Below are 16,780 nucleotides of genomic sequence, written 5' to 3' on the forward strand. Positions count from 1 at the left end.
CGGCGGCGACAATGCACCTCATGGGACATGTCGAGGCCGCGCATCTGGAGTACTACCTTCCGGACGGGAGGGTGCTCCTCGCCGACGCCTCCTTCCGGGTGGGGGAGGGCGCGGTGGTCGCCCTGGTCGGGGCCAACGGCGCCGGGAAGACGACGCTGCTGCGGATGATCGCCGGCGAGCTCCAGCCGCACGGCGGCACGGTCACCGTCAGCGGCGGCCTCGGGGTGATGCCGCAGTTCGTCGGCTCGGTGCGCGACGAGCGTACGGTCCGCGACCTGCTCGTCTCCGTCGCCCAGCCCCGGATCCGCGAGGCCGCGAAGGCGGTCGACGAGGCCGAGCATCTGATCATGACGGTCGACGACGAGGCCGCGCAGATGAGGTACGCGCAGGCCCTCAGCGACTGGGCCGAGGTCCAGGGGTACGAGGCCGAGACGCTCTGGGACATGTGCACGATGGCGGCCTTGGGCGTCCCGTACGAGAAGGCGCAGTTCCGCGAGGTGCGCACGCTCAGCGGCGGTGAGCAGAAGCGGCTGGTCCTGGAGTCGCTGCTGCGGGGCACCGACGAGGTGCTGCTGCTCGACGAGCCGGACAACTACCTCGACGTCCCCGGCAAGCGGTGGCTGGAGGAGCGGCTGCGGGAGACCCGTAAGACCGTGCTCTTCATCTCCCACGACCGGGAGCTCCTCGCCCGCGCCGCCCAGAAGATCGTCGCGGTCGAGCCGGGCCCGGCCGGGTCCGACGTCTGGGTGCACGGCGGCGGCTTCGAGACCTTCCACGAGGCGCGGCGGGAGCGGTTCGCCCGCTTCGAGGAGCTCAAGCGGCGCTGGGAGGAGAAGCACGCCCAGCTGAAGAAGCTGGTGGTCAACCTGCGGCAGGCGGCGGCGGTCAGCCATGAGATGGCGTCCCGGTACGCGGCCGCGCAGACGCGGCTGCGGAAGTTCGAGGAGGCCGGACCGCCGCCCGAGCCGCCGCGCGAGCAGGACATCCGGATGCGGCTGCGCGGCGGCCGTACCGGTGTGCGGGCGGTGACCTGCGAGAATCTTGAGCTGACCGGTCTGATGAAGCCGTTCTCGCTGGAAATCTTCTACGGCGAGCGGGTCGCCGTCCTGGGCTCGAACGGGTCGGGTAAATCGCACTTCCTGCGGCTGCTCGCCGGCGACCCGTCGGTGGCGCACACGGGGACGTGGAAGCTCGGCGCGCGGGTCGTGCCGGGCCACTTCGCCCAGACCCACGCGCACCCGGAGCTCCAGGGGAGGTCCCTGGTGGACATCCTCTGGTCGGAGCACGCCAAGGACCGGGGCGGCGCCATGTCGGTCCTGCGCCGCTACGAACTGGAGGGCCAGGGCGACCAGCCGTTCGAGAAGCTCTCCGGCGGCCAGCAGGCCCGCTTCCAGATCCTGCTCCTGGAGCTGTCGGGGACGACGGCCCTGCTGCTCGACGAGCCGACGGACAACCTCGACCTGGAGTCGGCGGAGGCCCTCCAGGACGGCCTGGAGACGTACGACGGCACGGTCCTGGCGGTCACGCACGACCGCTGGTTCGCGAAGACCTTCGACCGGTACCTGGTCTTCGGCTCGGACGGCGTCGTACGGGAGACGAGCGAGCCGGTCTGGGACGAGCGCAGGGTCGAGCGGGCGCGCTGACCTGGTGTCTCGCGGCGTTTTGACCCGTCGGGGGCGGCGCGGGTACTGTTGCGGTTTGTTATGCGTATTGGCTTCGTCGCTCTCGCGCGAAGGGCCCGTACGCAGGTTCCCTGGAGCAGTTACCAGTGGTTTGCATACGGGCGGTGTTCCCGGCAGTGCAGGCCCCAGCTGCATGATCGCTTCAGGTGTGTCTGGACTCCATCCACTGAAGAAGCGAAGGCTACGAAGTGCGTACGTACAGCCCCAAGCCCGGCGATGTCACTCGCCAGTGGCACATCATCGACGCGCAGGACGTTGTCCTGGGCCGTCTGGCGACCACGGCTGCGAACCTCCTGCGAGGCAAGCACAAGCCGATCTACGCCCCGCACATGGACATGGGCGACTTCGTCATCATCATCAACGCTGACAAGGTCCACCTGTCCGGCAACAAGAAGACCCAGAAGCTGGCGTACCGCCACTCCGGTTTCCCGGGCGGTCTGCGCTCCGTCCGTTACGACGAGCTGCTGGAGAAGAACCCCGAGAAGGCCGTCGAGAAGGCCATCAAGGGCATGATCCCCAAGAACTCCCTGGGCCGTCAGATGCTCTCGAAGCTGAAGGTCTACGCGGGTGAGAACCACCCGCACGCTGCCCAGCAGCCGGTCCCGTTCGAGATCACCCAGGTCGCGCAGTAGTTCCGGCCACACCCCCTAAGAACGAAAGAAATCTGAGGAGAATCGTGGCCGAGACCACTGTTGAGACCCCCGTCGAGGGCGTTGAGGGCGAGGAGACCTACGCGGAGGTCACCACCTTCGAGTCCGAGGTCCCCGTCGAGGGCGAGTACACCACCGAGTCCCTGGCTTCCCGCTTCGGCGACCCCCAGCCGGCCGCCGGCCTGGGCCGTCGCAAGAACGCCATCGCCCGCGTCCGGATCGTTCCGGGCACCGGCAAGTGGAAGATCAACGGTCGCACCCTCGAGGACTACTTCCCGAACAAGGTGCACCAGCAGGAAGTCAACGAGCCCTTCAAGGTGCTCGAGCTCGACAACCGCTACGACGTCATCGCCCGCATCTCGGGTGGCGGCGTCTCCGGCCAGGCCGGCGCCCTGCGCCTCGGCGTGGCCCGCGCGCTGAACGAGGCGGACGTGGAGAACAACCGCGGCCCGCTGAAGAAGGCCGGCTTCCTCTCCCGCGACGACCGTGCGGTCGAGCGCAAGAAGGCCGGTCTCAAGAAGGCTCGCAAGGCCCCGCAGTACAGCAAGCGCTAATCGCCTGCTCGGTCTGCTTGTACGTACGCCCCGGCGGCACTGTCCGTGCCGCCGGGGCGTACGTTTTTTCATCACCTTGGGCACTTCTGGGCGGCATCGGCATCGAAACAGGCATCAGCCGGTCAGAGGATCTGCACGGGATCGCATTTTCTGAGCAGTTTCGGAGGACAGTTGTGGGACGACTCTTCGGCACGGACGGCGTGCGCGGTGTTGCCAACGCGGATCTGACGGCGGAGCTCGCGCTCGGCCTGTCGGTCGCCGCGGCGCATGTGCTCGCCGAGGCGGGAACCTTCGCAGGCCATCGGCCGACCGCGGTGGTCGGGCGGGACCCGCGTGCGTCGGGAGAGTTCCTGGAGGCCGCCGTCGTGGCGGGCCTCGCGAGCGCGGGTGTGGACGTGCTGCGCGTCGGCGTGCTGCCCACCCCCGCCGTGGCCTATCTCACCGGAGCGCTCGGCGCCGACCTCGGCGTGATGCTCTCCGCGAGCCACAACGCCATGCCGGACAACGGCATCAAGTTCTTCGCCCGCGGCGGCCACAAGCTCGCGGACGAGCTGGAGGACCGGATCGAGTCCCTCTACGAGGAGCACCGCACCGGCGCCCCGTGGGAGCGGCCGACCGGCGCGGGCGTCGGACGGGTCCGTGACTACGACGAGGGCTTCGACAAGTACGTCGCCCACCTCATCGCCGTCCTGCCCAACCGGCTCGACGGACTGAAGGTCGTCCTCGACGAGGCGCACGGCGCCGCGGCGCGCGTGTCGCCCGAGGCGTTCTCGCGGGCGGGCGCCGAGGTCGTCACGATCGGCACCGCCCCGGACGGCCTCAACATCAACGACGGCTGCGGCTCGACCCACCTGGAGCTGCTCAAGGCCGCCGTCGTCGAGCACGGCGCGGACTTCGGCATCGCCCACGACGGCGACGCGGACCGCTGCCTCGCGGTCGACGCGGCCGGTCACGAGGTCGACGGCGACCAGATCCTCGCGGTGCTCGCGCTCGCCATGCGCGAGGCGGGCACCCTGCGCGGCGACACCGTCGTCGGGACCGTGATGTCCAACCTCGGCTTCAAACTCGCCATGGAACGGGAGGGGCTGCGGGTGGTCCAGACGGCGGTCGGCGACCGGTACGTCCTGGAGTCCATGAAGGAGCACGGGTACGCGCTCGGCGGCGAGCAGTCCGGCCATGTGATCGTGCTCGACCACGCGACCACCGGCGACGGCACGCTGACCGGTCTCATGCTGGCGGCCCGGGTCGCGGCCACGGGCAGGTCGCTCGCGGAGCTGGCCTCCGTGATGGAGCGGCTGCCGCAGGTCCTCATCAACGTGCCCGACGTCGACAAGTCGCGGGTGACCACCTCGGCGGAGCTGGCCGGCGCGGTCACCGAGGCCGAGCGGGAGCTGGGCGACACCGGTCGCGTACTGCTGCGTTCCTCCGGTACGGAGCCGCTCGTACGCGTGATGGTGGAGGCCGCCGACATCGAGCAGGCCCGCGCGGTGGCGGGCCGCCTGGCGGACGTGGTGAAGTCGGCGCTCGGTTGACCGCAGGCGTCGGCTACCTGCCTCGTGGCGTACCCGGCGGCCGGGTCATCCGACCCCGCTGGGTGCGCCACAGCAGTTTCCAGCCCACGAGGGTGAGGACGCCGGCGAGGATGATGCCGAGCAGATTCAGCAGCAACTGCTCGGCGGAGCCCCACATCTGACCCACCTCGCCGTAGCTGAGCGCCACCGCCGCGTTCGCGGCGGCCGGGACCGTCGTCACCGAGATCGCCACCCCCACGAGCGCGCCGGACTTCGAGGAAGTGAGCGAGAGGACGCCGGCCGCGCCCGCCAGCAGGGCCACGATGAAGGAGAACGGGTCCGGCTGCCAGATGAAGCTGGTGTTCGGGCGCGGGTTCTCGAGCATGGCCTCGTCGAACTGGCCCCAGGCGTCCATCACCACGCTGAAGACGGTGGTGGCCGCGATCGCGACCGCGAAACCGGCCAGGAGGGCGATCAGACAGCGCCAGGTCAGCCGGGGAGCGCGCCGCACCAGACCCGTACAGATCCCGGCGAGCGGACCGAACTCCGGGCCGACGGCCATCGCGCCCACGATCAGGATCGCGTTGTCGAGGACCACACCGCAGGCCGCGATCATCGTCGCGAGGGTGAGGAACAGCAGATAGGTGATACTGAGGGTGGACTCCTCGTGGGTCGCCTCGGTGAGCTGCTCCCACACCACCGCGTCCGCCCCCTCGCCGGGGGCCTCCTTCTCGGCGTCGTCGGCGCGCGAGGAGAGGGACAGGTCGATGTGGTCGACCGCGATCGACCCGTCCTTGTCGATGCCCAGGTCCCGGAGTCCGTTGAGGAGTCCGTCACCGGCCTCGCGGGCCACGTCGCACAGGACTATGTCGCCGGCCGGATCGCGCGCGGCACCGGTGAACACCGCCAGATGGGTGGTGCCCACCGTCCTGTCGATCAGTTCGAGGACGGCGTCCGTGCGGTCGGCCGGGATGATCATCCGCAAGTGCAGCATGGCCGCACCTTCTCACGGAGATCAGAGCTTGCGCAGGGAGAGGCGCTGGACCTTGTGGTCGGGGCCCTTGCGGACGACGAGCGTGGCCCGGCCGCGCGTCGGGGCCACGTTCTCCAGGAGGTTGACCTTGTTGATGGTCCGCCACATCGTGCGGGCGTAGTCGAGGGCCTCCTCCTCGGAGACCTGGGTGTAGCGCTGGAAGTACGAGAAGGGGTTCTGGAAGGCGGTCTCGCGCAGCTTGCGGAAGCGGTTGAGGTACCAGCTCTCGATGTCCTCGGGGCGGGCGTCCACATACACCGAGAAGTCGAAGTAGTCGGCGAGCCCGACCCGCGTGCGGCCGTCCTTGCCGGGCAGCGCCGGCTGGAGGACGTTGAGCCCCTCGACGATCAGGATGTCGGGGCGGCGGACGACGAGCCGCTCGCCGGGCACGATGTCGTAGATCAGGTGGGAGTAGACCGGGGCGGTGACCTCGTCCTTCCCGGCCTTGATGTCGGCGACGAACCGGGTCAGGGCGCGGCGGTCGTACGACTCCGGGAAGCCCTTCCGGGACATCAGCCCGCGCGCCTTCAGCTCCTCCATCGGCAGCAGGAAGCCGTCGGTGGTCACCAGCTCCACGCGCGGGTGCTCGGGCCAGCGGGCGAGCAGCGCCTGGAGGAGCCGGGCCACGGTCGACTTGCCGACGGCGACGGAACCGGCCACTCCTATGACGAACGGCGTGCCGCGCTGCTCGGCGTTCTCGCCGAGGAAGGTGTTCAGCGCGCCCCGCAGGCCGCTGGTGGCCTGGACGTACAGATTGAGCAGCCTCGACAGCGGCAGATAGATGTCCCGCACCTCGTCGAGGTCGATGACGTCCCCGAGGCCGCGCAGCCGCTCGACCTCGTCGGCGGAGAGCGGCAGCGGCGTCTTGTCGCGCAGCGCACTCCACTCGGCCCGGGTGAGGTCGACGTACGGCGACGCCTCGGCCCGGCGCTGGCCGTTGCCGTTCCCCTTGCCGGGGGCGGGACCTGGGCCGGGCCCGGCGGCGGAGCCGGGACCTGCACCGGGGCCTGGTCCGGCTCCGGGGGCGGAGCCGGAGCCGTTGCCTGTGCCGGAGCCGGGCTCGTTGCCGTTGCCCTGGGCGCTTCGTGGCGGCGAAGTGATCACACCGCCATTGTCGGGGGTACGGGGCCGTCGTGGGTGGTGGGCTGGGTCACGTGGCGGATCGGCCGGCCGGGCGGGCCCCGCGGCTGGGCAGCAGGGACCTGAGCCGCCGCTCGGCCGGCTTCTCGACGCACTCGTGCAGGAACGCGGCGACGGCCAGCGTGGCCAGCGCCGCCGCCGTCACTTCGAGGGCGTCCAGACGCAGCCCGTCGCTCGGCACCATTCCGAGGTGCTCGCACACCGCGAGGACGACCACATGGCAGATGTAGAAGGCGAAGGACCACTCGCCGAGCTTGAGCAGCGGCTTGGCGCGCAGGACGGAACGCTCGCCCCGGACGTCGCGCAGCGCCGCCGTCACGATCAGCAGGGTGAAGGCCGGCATGAGGAGGGCGTCGAAGACGCCGAACTCCGCCGTGAGGTACGGAACGGCGTCGGGATGGCGTGTCCAGAGCCAGCACAGGAGCAGCGATCCCGCGGTCAGGGCGAGGGCGACACCCGAGCCGAACATCGGCCGCCGGCCGCGTCGGACGAGGATCGCCGCACACAGGCCGAGGACGAACATCGGGGTCAGGGCGAGCGGCGAGGCCACGACGAGGCGCTCCAGCTGGTGGCCGAACTCGTACCGCTCGGCCACCAGGCGCGTGCCCGCCGTGGTGGCCACCGAGAGCACGGCCACCACCGCCAGCAGCCAGGAGGGGCAGCGTACGAGCAGCCAGAAGAGGAGCGGGAAGGCGAGATAGAAGAACGCCTCCACGGACAGGGTCCAGGTGACCGCGTTCAGGGCGAAGAAGTGGTCGGTGCTCCAGGCCTGGGCGAAGGTGAGCGTCCACAGGATGTCCGTCTTGGAGACCGGCAGATGCCACCACCATGTCCTGAGCGCCACGACGGCCACCGTGGTGACGGCGAGCAGGGGCCAGATACGGGCGAAGCGGCGCCAGTAGTAACGCAGGGGTGTGTCGTGGGGACGGGCCACCCACGCCATGACGAACCCGGACAGAACGAAGAAGAACGGTACGCCTTCATATCCGATCGCCGCGAGCTGCAGGAGTTCAGGGGACTCGCCGAAATACCAGCGTGCGTGGAAGAGGAACACTCCGAGCGCCGCGAACCAGCGCAGCCCCGTCAGCGAGTCCACCCGCGTCCCGCCCAGAGGCATCGCCCGGAGCGGCGTGTGCGGCGAGCGTGCTGGTCCGCCTCGCGCTTCGCTCGGTGCCGGCAGGTGACGGTGGTCGATGACAGAAGAGATGAGCCCACCTTTCGATGTGCCCCACGTCCGACGGCGTGCGATCGGCGAGGGGACTCGGCAGCCCGCGTCGCGGAAAGTCCTTGGGCGGACCACCGGTTGGTTTACGTTGCAACTCCCACCCCCGCCGCGCGAAGCTATCACGGCCGCGAGGACCGACCGGATGCTTGTCATATGGGCATTTGTCCGCCCTGGGGGAGAGTGGATTCCCGGCGAACAAGGGCAAATGCGGAAGGGCTTGCGCGATGATTGCGATCGCATACCGGTTGGTAATGCGGTGATCGGCGGGTTGATCGCTTGCATAGGCTGCTCACTGATTCACGCGCCCGAGTAGAGAGTTGAACCATGAGAGCCACCACCCTTCGCCGCACCGCGGTCGTCGCCGCCACCGCCACCTCGCTGGCGATGCTGCTCACCGCGTGCGGCGGGGACGCGAACGACGGCAAGCCGAAGGGCGAGAACGACGCCTCCGCCTCCGCCGCGGCCAAGCCGGACGTGAAGGCGCTCTCCGCCGCGGAGCTGGAGAAGCTCGTCGTCGAGCAGGCCGACCTCAAGGGGTACCGGGTGGAGAAGGTCAAGCCCGGCGAGGTCCTGAACGCCGGGGACGTCGGCGCCGACAAGCCCGCCTGCGAGCCGCTCGCCGAGGCCATGTCGTCCGTCGCCCCCGGCGACGCGGGCGTCAGCACGCAGCGCAAGGCGATCGAGGCGAAGAAGGGCACCGCGGCGTCCCCGGAGGACATCAAGGGCGCCCTCGCCACCCCCATGACCACCGTGACCCTCGGTTCGTACAACGGCCAGGGCGCCGAGAAGGCCTTCGCCTCCCTCAAGACCGCCGGCACCGACTGCGCCGGCGGGTTCACCGTCATGGCGAGCGGCGCCAAGACCAAGGTCGAAAAGGTCGCCCCGGAGAGCCTGACCGCCGGTGACGAGGCGCTCGCCTGGACGGTCACCAGTGACATGGAGGGCCAGCCCTTCGTCACCAAGCTGGTGGTGTTCCGCAAGGGCAACACGCTGGCCTCCTTCGCCACCATGAGCCTGCTCGGCGAGGTCAAGGCGCTGCCGGAGGCCGTCATCGACGCGCAGGCCGCCAAGCTGCGCTGAGTCCCGGCCCACGGCCGTCTTCGGCCGTAGGCTGCCGCCATGTGCGGAATCGTGGGTTACGTCGGCGGGCAGTCGGCGCTTGATGTGGTGATCGCGGGCCTCAAGCGGCTCGAGTACCGGGGCTACGACTCGGCCGGCGTCGCGGTGCTCTCCGACGGAGGCATGGCCGCGGCGAAGAAGGCGGGCAAGCTCGTCAATCTGGAGAAGGAGCTGGTGGACCGGCCGCTGCCGAGCGGCTCCACCGGTATCGGTCACACCCGCTGGGCCACGCACGGCGGGCCGACCGACGCCAACGCGCACCCGCATCTCGACAACGCGGGGCGCGTGGCCGTCGTCCACAACGGCATCATCGAGAACTTCGCCACCCTGCGCGACGAGTTGCGGGAGCGCGGCCACGACCTCGCGTCCGAGACGGACACCGAGGTCGTGGCCCATCTCCTCGCCGAGCAGTTCTCCTCCTGCGGGGACCTGGCCGAGGCGATGCGGCTGGTGTGCCGGCGCCTGGAGGGGGCGTTCACCCTCGTCGCCGTGCATGCGGACGATCCCGACGTGGTCGTCGGCGCCCGCCGCAACTCACCCCTCGTGGTCGGCGTCGGCGAGGGCGAGTGCTTCCTCGCCTCGGACGTCGCCGCCTTCATCGCGCACACCCGGTCCGCGATCGAGCTCGGACAGGACCAGGTCGTCGAGCTGCGCCGGGACGGGGTGACCGTCACCGATTTCGAGGGCGGGCCCGCCGACGTACGGGCGTACCACGTGGACTGGGACGCCTCCGCCGCCGAGAAGGCCGGCTACGACTACTTCATGCTCAAGGAGATCGCCGAGCAGCCCAAGGCCGTCGCCGACACCCTGCTGGGGCGGATCGACGCGGAGGGCCGGCTCACGCTCGACGAGGTGCGCATCCCCGCCGCCGTGCTGCGGGAGGCCGACAAGGTCGTCATCATCGCCTGCGGCACCGCCTTCCACTCCGGTCTCATCGCGAAGTACGCCATCGAGCACTGGACCCGGATCCCCTGCGAGGTGGAGCTGGCCAGCGAGTTCCGATACCGCGACCCGATCCTCGGTCAGCGCACCCTCGTCATCGCCATCTCCCAGTCCGGCGAGACCATGGACACCCTGATGGCGCTGCGCCACGCGCGCGAACAGGGCGCGAAGGTGCTCGCCATCTGCAACACGAACGGTTCGACCATCCCCCGGGAGTCCGACGCCGTCCTCTACACGCACGCCGGCCCCGAGGTCGCCGTCGCGTCGACGAAGGCCTTCCTGACGCAGCTCGTGGCCTGCTACCTCGTCGCGCTGTACCTGGGGCAGGTGCGCGGGACGAAGTGGGGCGACGAGATCCACGCCGTGATCCGGGAACTGGCGCGGATCGCCGACGAGGTCGAGCGGGTCCTGGAGACCATGCAGCCGGTACGCGAGCTGGCGCGCTCGCTCGCCCACAAGAACACGGTCCTCTTCCTCGGACGGCACGTCGGCTACCCGGTGGCCCTGGAAGGCGCGTTGAAGCTGAAGGAGCTCGCCTACATGCACGCCGAGGGCTTCGCCGCCGGTGAGCTCAAGCACGGGCCGATCGCGCTCATCGAGGAGGATCTGCCGGTCGTCGTGGTCGTCCCGTCCCCCAAGGGCCGGTCCGTCCTCCATGACAAGATCGTCTCCAACATCCAGGAGATCCGGGCGCGCGGGGCGCGGACCATCGTGATCGCGGAGGAGGGCGACGAGGCCGTCGTCCCGTACGCCGACCATCTCATCCGTATCCCGGCAACGCCTACGCTGCTCCAGCCGCTGGTCTCCACCGTGCCGCTGCAAGTCTTCGCCTGCGAGCTGGCGACGGCGCGCGGCAACGAGGTGGACCAGCCGCGGAACCTGGCGAAATCTGTGACCGTGGAGTGATGAGCGAATGATCATCGGGGTGGGGATCGACGTGGCCGAGGTGGACCGCTTCGCGGCCTCCCTGGAGCGGACCCCCGGGCTGCTCGGGCGGCTCTTCGTCGAGCGCGAGCTGCTGCTGCCGAGCGGCGAGCGGCGCGGCCCCGCCTCGCTCGCGGTCCGCTTCGCCGCCAAGGAGGCGGTGGCCAAGGCGCTCGGCGCGCCCGCGGGCCTGCACTGGACGGACGCGGAGGTGTACGTCGAGGACACCGGGCAGCCCCGGCTGCGGGTGCGCGGGACGGTGGCGGCGCGGGCGGCCGAACTCGGGGTGCGGCACTGGCATGTGTCCCTCAGTCATGACGCCGGTGTGGCATCGGCGGTGGTGATCGCCGAAGGGTGACGGCCCTCTTCTGCGGGCGGGCGCTCGACGGGTGCGGCAGACTGCGGGACATGCGTACCGCTTACCGCGTGGAGTCCGTACGGGCCGCAGAGGCCGAGTTGATGAGCCGTCTGCCGGAGGGCGCGCTGATGCACCGGGCGGCGGCGGGGCTCGCCGCCGCCTGTGTCTCGCTCCTCGGGCGGGGCCGGGTGTACGGGGCGAGAGTGGTGCTGCTCGTCGGCAGCGGGGACAACGGCGGCGACGCGCTGTACGCGGGCGCGCGGCTCGCCCGGCGGGGGGCCGGCGTGACGGCCGTCCTGCTCGGCTCGCGCGCCCACGAGGGCGGTCTCGGCGCACTGCGGGCGGCCGGCGGGCGGGTCGCGGAGGACCCGTTCGAGCCGCTCGCCGCCGCCGATCTCGTCCTGGACGGGATCACCGGCATCGGCGGGCGCGGCGGACTGCGCCCGGACGCGGTGCCGGTCGCGCGGGCGGCACGGGGTTCGGACGCGGTCGTGGTCGCCGTCGACCTGCCCAGCGGCGTCGACGCGGACACGGGCCGGGTGGCGGGGGAGGCGCTGCGGGCGGACGCGACCGTGACGTTCGGGGCGTACAAGCCGGGGCTGCTGATCGACCCGGCGCGGGAGTACGCGGGGGCGCTGCGGCTCGTCGACATCGGACTCGGGGACCTCCTGCCGTCGGTGCCCGACCTGGAGGCGCTCCAGCACGAGGACGTGGCGCGGCTGCTGCCCGTGCCGGGCGCGGAGAGCGACAAGTACCGGCGCGGTGTCGTGGGCGTGGTCGCCGGGTCCGCGCGCTACCCGGGCGCGGCCGTCCTCGCGGTGGCCGGAGCGCTGCGGGGCGGTGCGGGCGCGGTGCGGTACGTGGGCCCGGCCGGGGACGCGGTGATCGCCCGCTTCCCCGAGACGCTGGTGCACGCCGGGCCCCCGGAGAAGGCCGGCCGGGTCCAGGCGTGGGTGGTGGGCCCGGGGCTCGGGGACGGCCCCGGGGTCGCGGACGTCCTCGCCTCGGACGTACCGGTCCTGGTGGACGCGGACGGCCTGCGCGACCTGCCGGTCTCCGTGGTGCGCGGCCGTACGGCCCCGACGCTGCTCACCCCGCACGCGGGGGAGGCGGCGGCGCTGCTCGGCGTCTCCCGCGAGGCGGTGGAGGCGGGACGGCTAGCGGCGGTACGCGAACTGGCGGCGCGCTTCGACGCGACGGTGCTGCTCAAGGGCTCGACGACGCTGGTGGCCGGGCCGGACACGGCGGTACGGGTCAACCCCACCGGCACGTCCTGGCTGGCCACGGCGGGCAGCGGCGATGTGCTGTCCGGGCTCGCGGGATCGCTCCTCGCGGCGGGCCTGCCGGCCCTGGACGCGGGGTCGGCGGCCGCCTACCTCCACGGACTCGCGGCCCGCCGCGCATCCGGCGGCGCGCCGATCACGGCGGCACAGGTGGCGACGGCGCTCCCCGAGGCGTGGCGGGACGTGACGTCGTAACCCCCGGCGGGGCATCGGGGACGCCGGCTCGTCCGGCCGCCCGGGGGTGACCGGGACTACATCCGGGGAAAGCGGCCCCGGGGCGGACACCTGAGAGACTGGGCGCGATGACTGAGACACCGCCGCCCCGCCGAGCCCGCGCCGAGATCGACCTCGGCGCGCTGCGTGCCAACGTCCGCGCGCTGCGCACCCGCGTCGCGCCCCACGCCCAGGTCATGGCCGTGGTCAAGGCGGACGCGTACGGACACGGCGCCGTACGCTGCGCCCGCGCCGCCCTCGAAGCGGGCGCCACCTGGCTCGGCACCGCCACCCCGCACGAGGCGCTCGCCCTGCGCGCGGCCGGGATCACGGAGGCGGACGCCCGGGTCATGTGCTGGCTGTGGACCCCCGGCGACCCGTGGGCCGACGGCATCGAAGCCGGTCTCGACATGTCCGTCAGCGGCCTGTGGGCCCTGCGGGAGGTCGTCGACGCGGCGCGCGCCACGGGGAAGCGGGCGAGCATCCAGCTCAAGGCCGACACCGGACTCGGCCGCAACGGCTGCCAGCCCGCCGACTGGCCCCAGCTCGTCGGGGAGGCCCTGAAGGCCGAGAGCCAGGGCCTGGTCCGGGTCACCGGCCTCTGGTCGCACTTCGCCTGCGCCGACGAGCCCGGCCACCCCTCCATCGCCTCCCAGCTCGACGTCTTCCACACGATGCTGGAGTACGCCGAGAAGGCGGGCGTCGAGCCCGAGGTCCGGCACATCGCGAACTCGCCGGCCACCCTCACCCTCCCCCAGACGCACTTCGACCTCGTCCGGCCCGGCATCGCCATGTACGGCGTCTCGCCCAGCCCCGAGCTCGGCACCCCCGCCGACCTCGGTCTGCGGCCCGTGATGTCGCTCAAGGCGAGCATCGCCCTGGTGAAGCAGGTCCCGGCCGGTCACGGCGTCAGCTACGGACACCATTACGTCACCGAGGACGAGACCCGGCTCGGCCTCGTGCCCCTCGGCTACGCCGACGGGATCCCGCGCCACGCCTCCGGGCGCGGGCCCGTGCTCGTCGGCGACCGGGTCCGCCGGGTGGCCGGCCGGGTCGCCATGGACCAGTTCGTCGTCGACCTGGGCCGGGACGCCGTGGAGCCCGGCGCGGAGGCGGTGCTCTTCGGCCCCGGCGACCGGGGCGAGCCGACCGCCGAGGACTGGGCCGTCGCCGCCGACACCATCGCGTACGAGATCGTCACCCGCATCGGCGCGCGCGTCCCGCGCGTCTATCTGAACGGGTAGGACGACCGGCAACCAGCGGTACGAGCTGAACGGGTAGGACGACCGGCAACCAGCGGTACGAGTCATCAGGGGAGCGGGAGTGGGCGAGTCCAGTAACGACACCTGGCGCCGTGCCGGGGTCGCCGGTGCCGCGCTGGGCGTCCTCGCGGCCGGCGCGGCCGCGGGCGTCGCGATCGAGCGGCTCACGGTCGGGCGCGGCATGCGGCAGAAGGCGCGGCTCGCTCTCGACGCCTCCGGCCCCTACGGCTCCCTGCGCGGCACCCCCGGCAGGGCGGTCGCCGACGACGGCACCGAGCTGTACTACGAGGTCGACGAGGTGGACCCGGAGGCCGGCGCCCCGCGCAGGCGGCGCCTCTTCGGCCGCAAGGCGCCCGCCCCCGTCACGGTCGTGTTCAGCCACGGGTACTGCCTCGGCCAGGACTCCTGGCACTTCCAGCGGGCGGCCCTGCGCGGCCTGGTCCGCACCGTCCACTGGGACCAGCGCAGCCACGGACGCTCGGCCCGCGGGGCCGCCCAGTCGGGGCCCGACGGCGTGCCCGTCTCCATCGACCAGCTGGGCCGTGATCTGAAGGCGGTCATCGACGCGGCCGCGCCCGAGGGGCCCCTGGTCCTGGTCGGGCACTCGATGGGCGGCATGACGATCATGGCGCTCGCCGAGCGGTGTCCCGAGCTGATCCGGGAACGGGTCGTCGGCGTCGCCTTCGTCGGGACCTCCTGCGGCAAGCTCGGGGAGGTGAACTACGGCCTGCCGATAGCGGGGGTCAACGCGGTGCGGCGGGTGCTGCCGGGCGTGCTGAAGGCGCTCGGCTCGCAGGCGGAGCTGGTGGAGCGGGGTCGCAGGGCCACCGCCGACCTGTTCGCCGGGCTCATCAAGAAGTACTCGTTCTCGTCGAGGGACGTGGACCCGGCGGTGGCCCGGTTCGCGGAGCGGATGATCGAGGCGACCCCGATCGACGTGGTCGCCGAGTTCTATCCGGCCTTCGCCGAGCACGACAGGGCACATGTGCTGCCGGTCTTCCGCGAGGTCCCCGTGCTCGCGCTGGCCGGCGACCGCGACCTCGTCACCCCCAGCTCGCACACCGAGGCCATCGCCGATCTGCTGCCGGACAGCGAGCTGGTCATCGTCCCCGACGGCGGCCATCTGGTCATGCTGGAGCACCCCGAGGCGGTCACCGACCGGCTGGCGGACCTCCTCGCCCGGGTCGGCGCGGTCCCGGCGGCGACAGGCGCGAAGACGGGGTCGGGCAACGGCTAAGTTGGCCCGTATGGAAGCACCGCACAACGCAGCCACGCACAACGCAGCCACGGACGACGCAGCGACGCACAACGCGGTCACGCTCGACGTCGACTCCCCGGAGCGCATGCAGGAGATCGGCCGCCGGCTGGCGAAACTCCTCCGCCCCGGTGACCTCGTGATGCTCACCGGCGAACTCGGTGCCGGGAAGACGACGCTCACCCGCGGCCTGGGCGAGGGCCTCGGGGTGCGCGGCGCCGTCACCTCGCCGACCTTCGTCATCGCGCGCGTCCACCCGTCCCTGGTCGGCGGCCCGGCCCTGGTCCACGTCGACGCGTACCGGCTCGGCGGCGGCCTGGACGAGATGGAGGACCTCGACCTCGACGTCTCGCTGCCCGAGTCGGTGGTCGTCGTGGAGTGGGGCGACGGCAAGGTCGAGGACCTGACGGACGACCGGCTGCATGTGCTGATCCACCGGGTCGTCGGGGACACGGACGACGACCGGCGCACGGTCGTGCTGCGCGGGATCGGCGACCGCTGGGCCGACGAGGACCTCCGGCTCGGCTGACGGCGGCTCGGGCGGAGCGGCGGAACGGGCGGGGAACGTCCGTAGGTTCCGACAAGGTGTCGGGAAGATGTTGCATCGGTCGTACGACCCGTGGTGACATGGAGGCACGAGCTGGTTAGGTGTACCTAACCTACGGGAGGCAACCATGGCGATGCCAGAGCGGGCACGCGCAGCGGACCAGATCTCCATGAGCGATCTGCTGGCGTCCTGCGCCGCCGCCGACGCGGTGTCGACCCCGCCGCGCGAGCGGCAGGCGGAGCCACCGGCCGAGCCGGAGACCGGCGAGGCCGAGGAGATCGCACAGGAGCCCGCGGTCCGGCGCGAGGCGGCTTAATCCGTACGAGCGATTTCGCGCGAGCGCCGCGATCCGGCGGCGGGGCGTGAGCGGGCTCGCGCGGCGAGCGAAGGCCGGCCGGGCCGGGGAAGGTCGCACGGCGAGCGGGAGCCCGGTGAGGCCCAGCGCGGCGGCGGACGCGAGCGGCTAGCCGACGACGATGACCTTCGCGCCGATGGTGGCGAACGTCCACAGCGCGTCGCCGTCCGCCCGCTTCATCCGGATGCCGCCCGTCTTCCGCGTGGGATCCGGTGTCGGCAGCGAGCCGTCGACCGCCGCGCTGAAACCGATCGTGACGTCGTCGACGGTCGCGAACCGCACCACGTGCTCGATCCGCACCCCGTCCGAGCCCTTCACGACGCCCGAGCGCGAGGTCACGCGGTACGCCCCGGGGGCCGGATGGACCGTGCTCGGCATCACCGAGAAGGTGTGCGTGGCCTGGTTCTTCTCGTCCACCAGCCAGACCCGCCGCTCGGACAGCGCGTACACGACCCGCGCGCCCGTGCCTGAGTTCCCCGGGACGGCCAGCGGGTCCCTGACCGGCTTCGCGGGGCCGGTCGCCGCCGCCGACGGTGCCGCGCTCGGCGTCCGCGGCTTCGCCGACACATCGGCCGGGGCGTTCGCCGACGCCTGGTAGGCGAGGAAGGCGACCGCGGCGACGGCCGCCGCGGTGAGCCCGGCCACGAATCCCGAGCTGCTCCTACCCACCCGTGCCACCTTTCTCTCCCGGAGCCTGCGGCCCGGGTGGTACCCCCACGTCCTGTTC

General features: G+C 71.8%; 16 protein-coding genes. 12 read left to right on the forward strand and 4 right to left on the reverse strand.

The features are described from left to right. Window positions 1-20: 20 nt before the first annotated feature. The 4 genes from ACWDX6_RS16750 to glmM all read left to right on the forward strand — a co-directional run bounded on the left by ACWDX6_RS16750 (window position 21) and on the right by glmM (window position 4,418). A complete protein-coding gene (locus ACWDX6_RS16750) occupies window positions 21-1,643 on the forward strand; it encodes an ABC-F family ATP-binding cassette domain-containing protein (protein ID WP_451485651.1) in 1,623 nt (540 codons plus the stop codon). Between the two features lie 227 nt (window positions 1,644-1,870). Next, a complete protein-coding gene (gene rplM, locus ACWDX6_RS16755; protein WP_189600870.1) occupies window positions 1,871-2,314 on the forward strand; it encodes a 50S ribosomal protein L13 in 444 nt (147 codons plus the stop codon). 44 nt (window positions 2,315-2,358) lie between these two features. Beyond that, window positions 2,359-2,886: a 30S ribosomal protein S9 gene (rpsI, locus tag ACWDX6_RS16760; protein ID WP_451485652.1), complete on the forward strand. Its 528-nt coding sequence runs from the start codon at window positions 2,359-2,361 to the stop codon at window positions 2,884-2,886. 173 nt (window positions 2,887-3,059) lie between these two features. Beyond that, window positions 3,060-4,418: a phosphoglucosamine mutase gene (gene glmM / locus ACWDX6_RS16765; protein ID WP_451485653.1), complete on the forward strand. Its 1,359-nt coding sequence runs from the start codon at window positions 3,060-3,062 to the stop codon at window positions 4,416-4,418. Window positions 4,419-4,431: 13 nt separating this feature from the next. Here the strand turns inward: glmM and ACWDX6_RS16770 are convergent, their stop codons facing one another. The 3 genes from ACWDX6_RS16770 to ACWDX6_RS16780 are packed head-to-tail and all read right to left on the reverse strand — an operon-like array spanning window position 4,432 to window position 7,687. After that, window positions 4,432-5,391 (reverse strand): DUF389 domain-containing protein, encoded by a 960-nt coding sequence (locus ACWDX6_RS16770; protein WP_451485654.1) that lies wholly within the window; start codon window positions 5,389-5,391, stop codon window positions 4,432-4,434. Between the two features lie 21 nt (window positions 5,392-5,412). Beyond that, entirely contained in the window at window positions 5,413-6,534 is a 1,122-nt protein-coding gene (coaA, locus tag ACWDX6_RS16775) for a type I pantothenate kinase (protein ID WP_451485655.1), read from the reverse strand. A gap of 46 nt (window positions 6,535-6,580) precedes the next feature. After that, window positions 6,581-7,687 carry an acyltransferase family protein gene (locus ACWDX6_RS16780; RefSeq protein ID WP_451485656.1) on the reverse strand — a complete coding sequence of 369 codons (1,107 nt, stop codon included), beginning with the start codon at window positions 7,685-7,687 and terminating at the stop codon, window positions 6,581-6,583. Between the two features lie 432 nt (window positions 7,688-8,119). Between ACWDX6_RS16780 and ACWDX6_RS16785 the strand changes: the two genes are divergently transcribed. The 8 genes from ACWDX6_RS16785 (at window position 8,120) to ACWDX6_RS16820 (ending at window position 16,014) form a co-directional block, all read left to right on the forward strand. Then, window positions 8,120-8,875, forward strand: coding sequence for a hypothetical protein (locus ACWDX6_RS16785; protein WP_451485657.1), 756 nt, complete (start codon window positions 8,120-8,122; stop codon window positions 8,873-8,875). Between the two features lie 39 nt (window positions 8,876-8,914). After that, complete coding sequence (gene glmS, locus ACWDX6_RS16790) at window positions 8,915-10,762, forward strand: glutamine--fructose-6-phosphate transaminase (isomerizing) (RefSeq protein ID WP_451485658.1); 1,848 nt, start codon at window positions 8,915-8,917, stop codon at window positions 10,760-10,762. Window positions 10,763-10,769: 7 nt separating this feature from the next. Further along, the gene (locus ACWDX6_RS16795; RefSeq protein ID WP_451485659.1) at window positions 10,770-11,138 is read left to right on the forward strand and encodes a holo-ACP synthase; all 369 of its coding nucleotides are present in this window, start codon (window positions 10,770-10,772) and stop codon (window positions 11,136-11,138) included. A 50-nt stretch (window positions 11,139-11,188) separates the two neighbouring features. Beyond that, window positions 11,189-12,616 carry an NAD(P)H-hydrate dehydratase gene (locus tag ACWDX6_RS16800; protein WP_451485660.1) on the forward strand — a complete coding sequence of 476 codons (1,428 nt, stop codon included), beginning with the start codon at window positions 11,189-11,191 and terminating at the stop codon, window positions 12,614-12,616. Window positions 12,617-12,723: 107 nt separating this feature from the next. Further along, window positions 12,724-13,878: an alanine racemase gene (alr, locus tag ACWDX6_RS16805; protein WP_451485661.1), complete on the forward strand. Its 1,155-nt coding sequence runs from the start codon at window positions 12,724-12,726 to the stop codon at window positions 13,876-13,878. 79 nt (window positions 13,879-13,957) lie between these two features. Next, entirely contained in the window at window positions 13,958-15,133 is a 1,176-nt protein-coding gene (locus ACWDX6_RS16810) for an alpha/beta fold hydrolase (protein ID WP_451485662.1), read from the forward strand. A gap of 10 nt (window positions 15,134-15,143) precedes the next feature. Beyond that, the gene (tsaE, locus tag ACWDX6_RS16815; RefSeq protein ID WP_451485663.1) at window positions 15,144-15,680 is read left to right on the forward strand and encodes a tRNA (adenosine(37)-N6)-threonylcarbamoyltransferase complex ATPase subunit type 1 TsaE; all 537 of its coding nucleotides are present in this window, start codon (window positions 15,144-15,146) and stop codon (window positions 15,678-15,680) included. A gap of 145 nt (window positions 15,681-15,825) precedes the next feature. Then, a complete protein-coding gene (locus ACWDX6_RS16820; RefSeq protein WP_451485664.1) occupies window positions 15,826-16,014 on the forward strand; it encodes a hypothetical protein in 189 nt (62 codons plus the stop codon). Window positions 16,015-16,161: 147 nt separating this feature from the next. On the opposite strand, the gene ACWDX6_RS16825 is transcribed toward ACWDX6_RS16820, so the two are convergent. After that, window positions 16,162-16,698, reverse strand: a complete 537-nt coding sequence (locus ACWDX6_RS16825; protein WP_451485686.1) for a hypothetical protein — start codon at window positions 16,696-16,698, stop codon at window positions 16,162-16,164. Window positions 16,699-16,780: the final 82 nt, after the last annotated feature.

The sequence above is a fragment of the Streptomyces sp. NPDC003027 genome (genome assembly GCF_053591435.1).

Bases quoted from the DNA above. Each gene is read 5' to 3' on its own strand.
- ACWDX6_RS16750 (WP_451485651.1), top strand. From the start codon at position 21: ATGGGACATGTCGAGGCCGCGCATCTGGAGTACTACCTTCCGGACGGG.
- ACWDX6_RS16770 (WP_451485654.1), bottom strand. From the start codon at position 5,391: ATGCTGCACTTGCGGATGATCATCCCGGCCGACCGCACGGACGCCGTC.
- ACWDX6_RS16780 (WP_451485656.1), bottom strand. From the start codon at position 7,687: ATGCCTCTGGGCGGGACGCGGGTGGACTCGCTGACGGGGCTGCGCTGG.
- ACWDX6_RS16785 (WP_451485657.1), top strand. From the start codon at position 8,120: ATGAGAGCCACCACCCTTCGCCGCACCGCGGTCGTCGCCGCCACCGCC.
- glmS (WP_451485658.1), top strand. From the start codon at position 8,915: ATGTGCGGAATCGTGGGTTACGTCGGCGGGCAGTCGGCGCTTGATGTG.
- ACWDX6_RS16795 (WP_451485659.1), top strand. From the start codon at position 10,770: ATGATCATCGGGGTGGGGATCGACGTGGCCGAGGTGGACCGCTTCGCG.
- ACWDX6_RS16800 (WP_451485660.1), top strand. From the start codon at position 11,189: ATGCGTACCGCTTACCGCGTGGAGTCCGTACGGGCCGCAGAGGCCGAG.
- alr (WP_451485661.1), top strand. From the start codon at position 12,724: ATGACTGAGACACCGCCGCCCCGCCGAGCCCGCGCCGAGATCGACCTC.
- tsaE (WP_451485663.1), top strand. From the start codon at position 15,144: ATGGAAGCACCGCACAACGCAGCCACGCACAACGCAGCCACGGACGAC.
- ACWDX6_RS16820 (WP_451485664.1), top strand. From the start codon at position 15,826: ATGGCGATGCCAGAGCGGGCACGCGCAGCGGACCAGATCTCCATGAGC.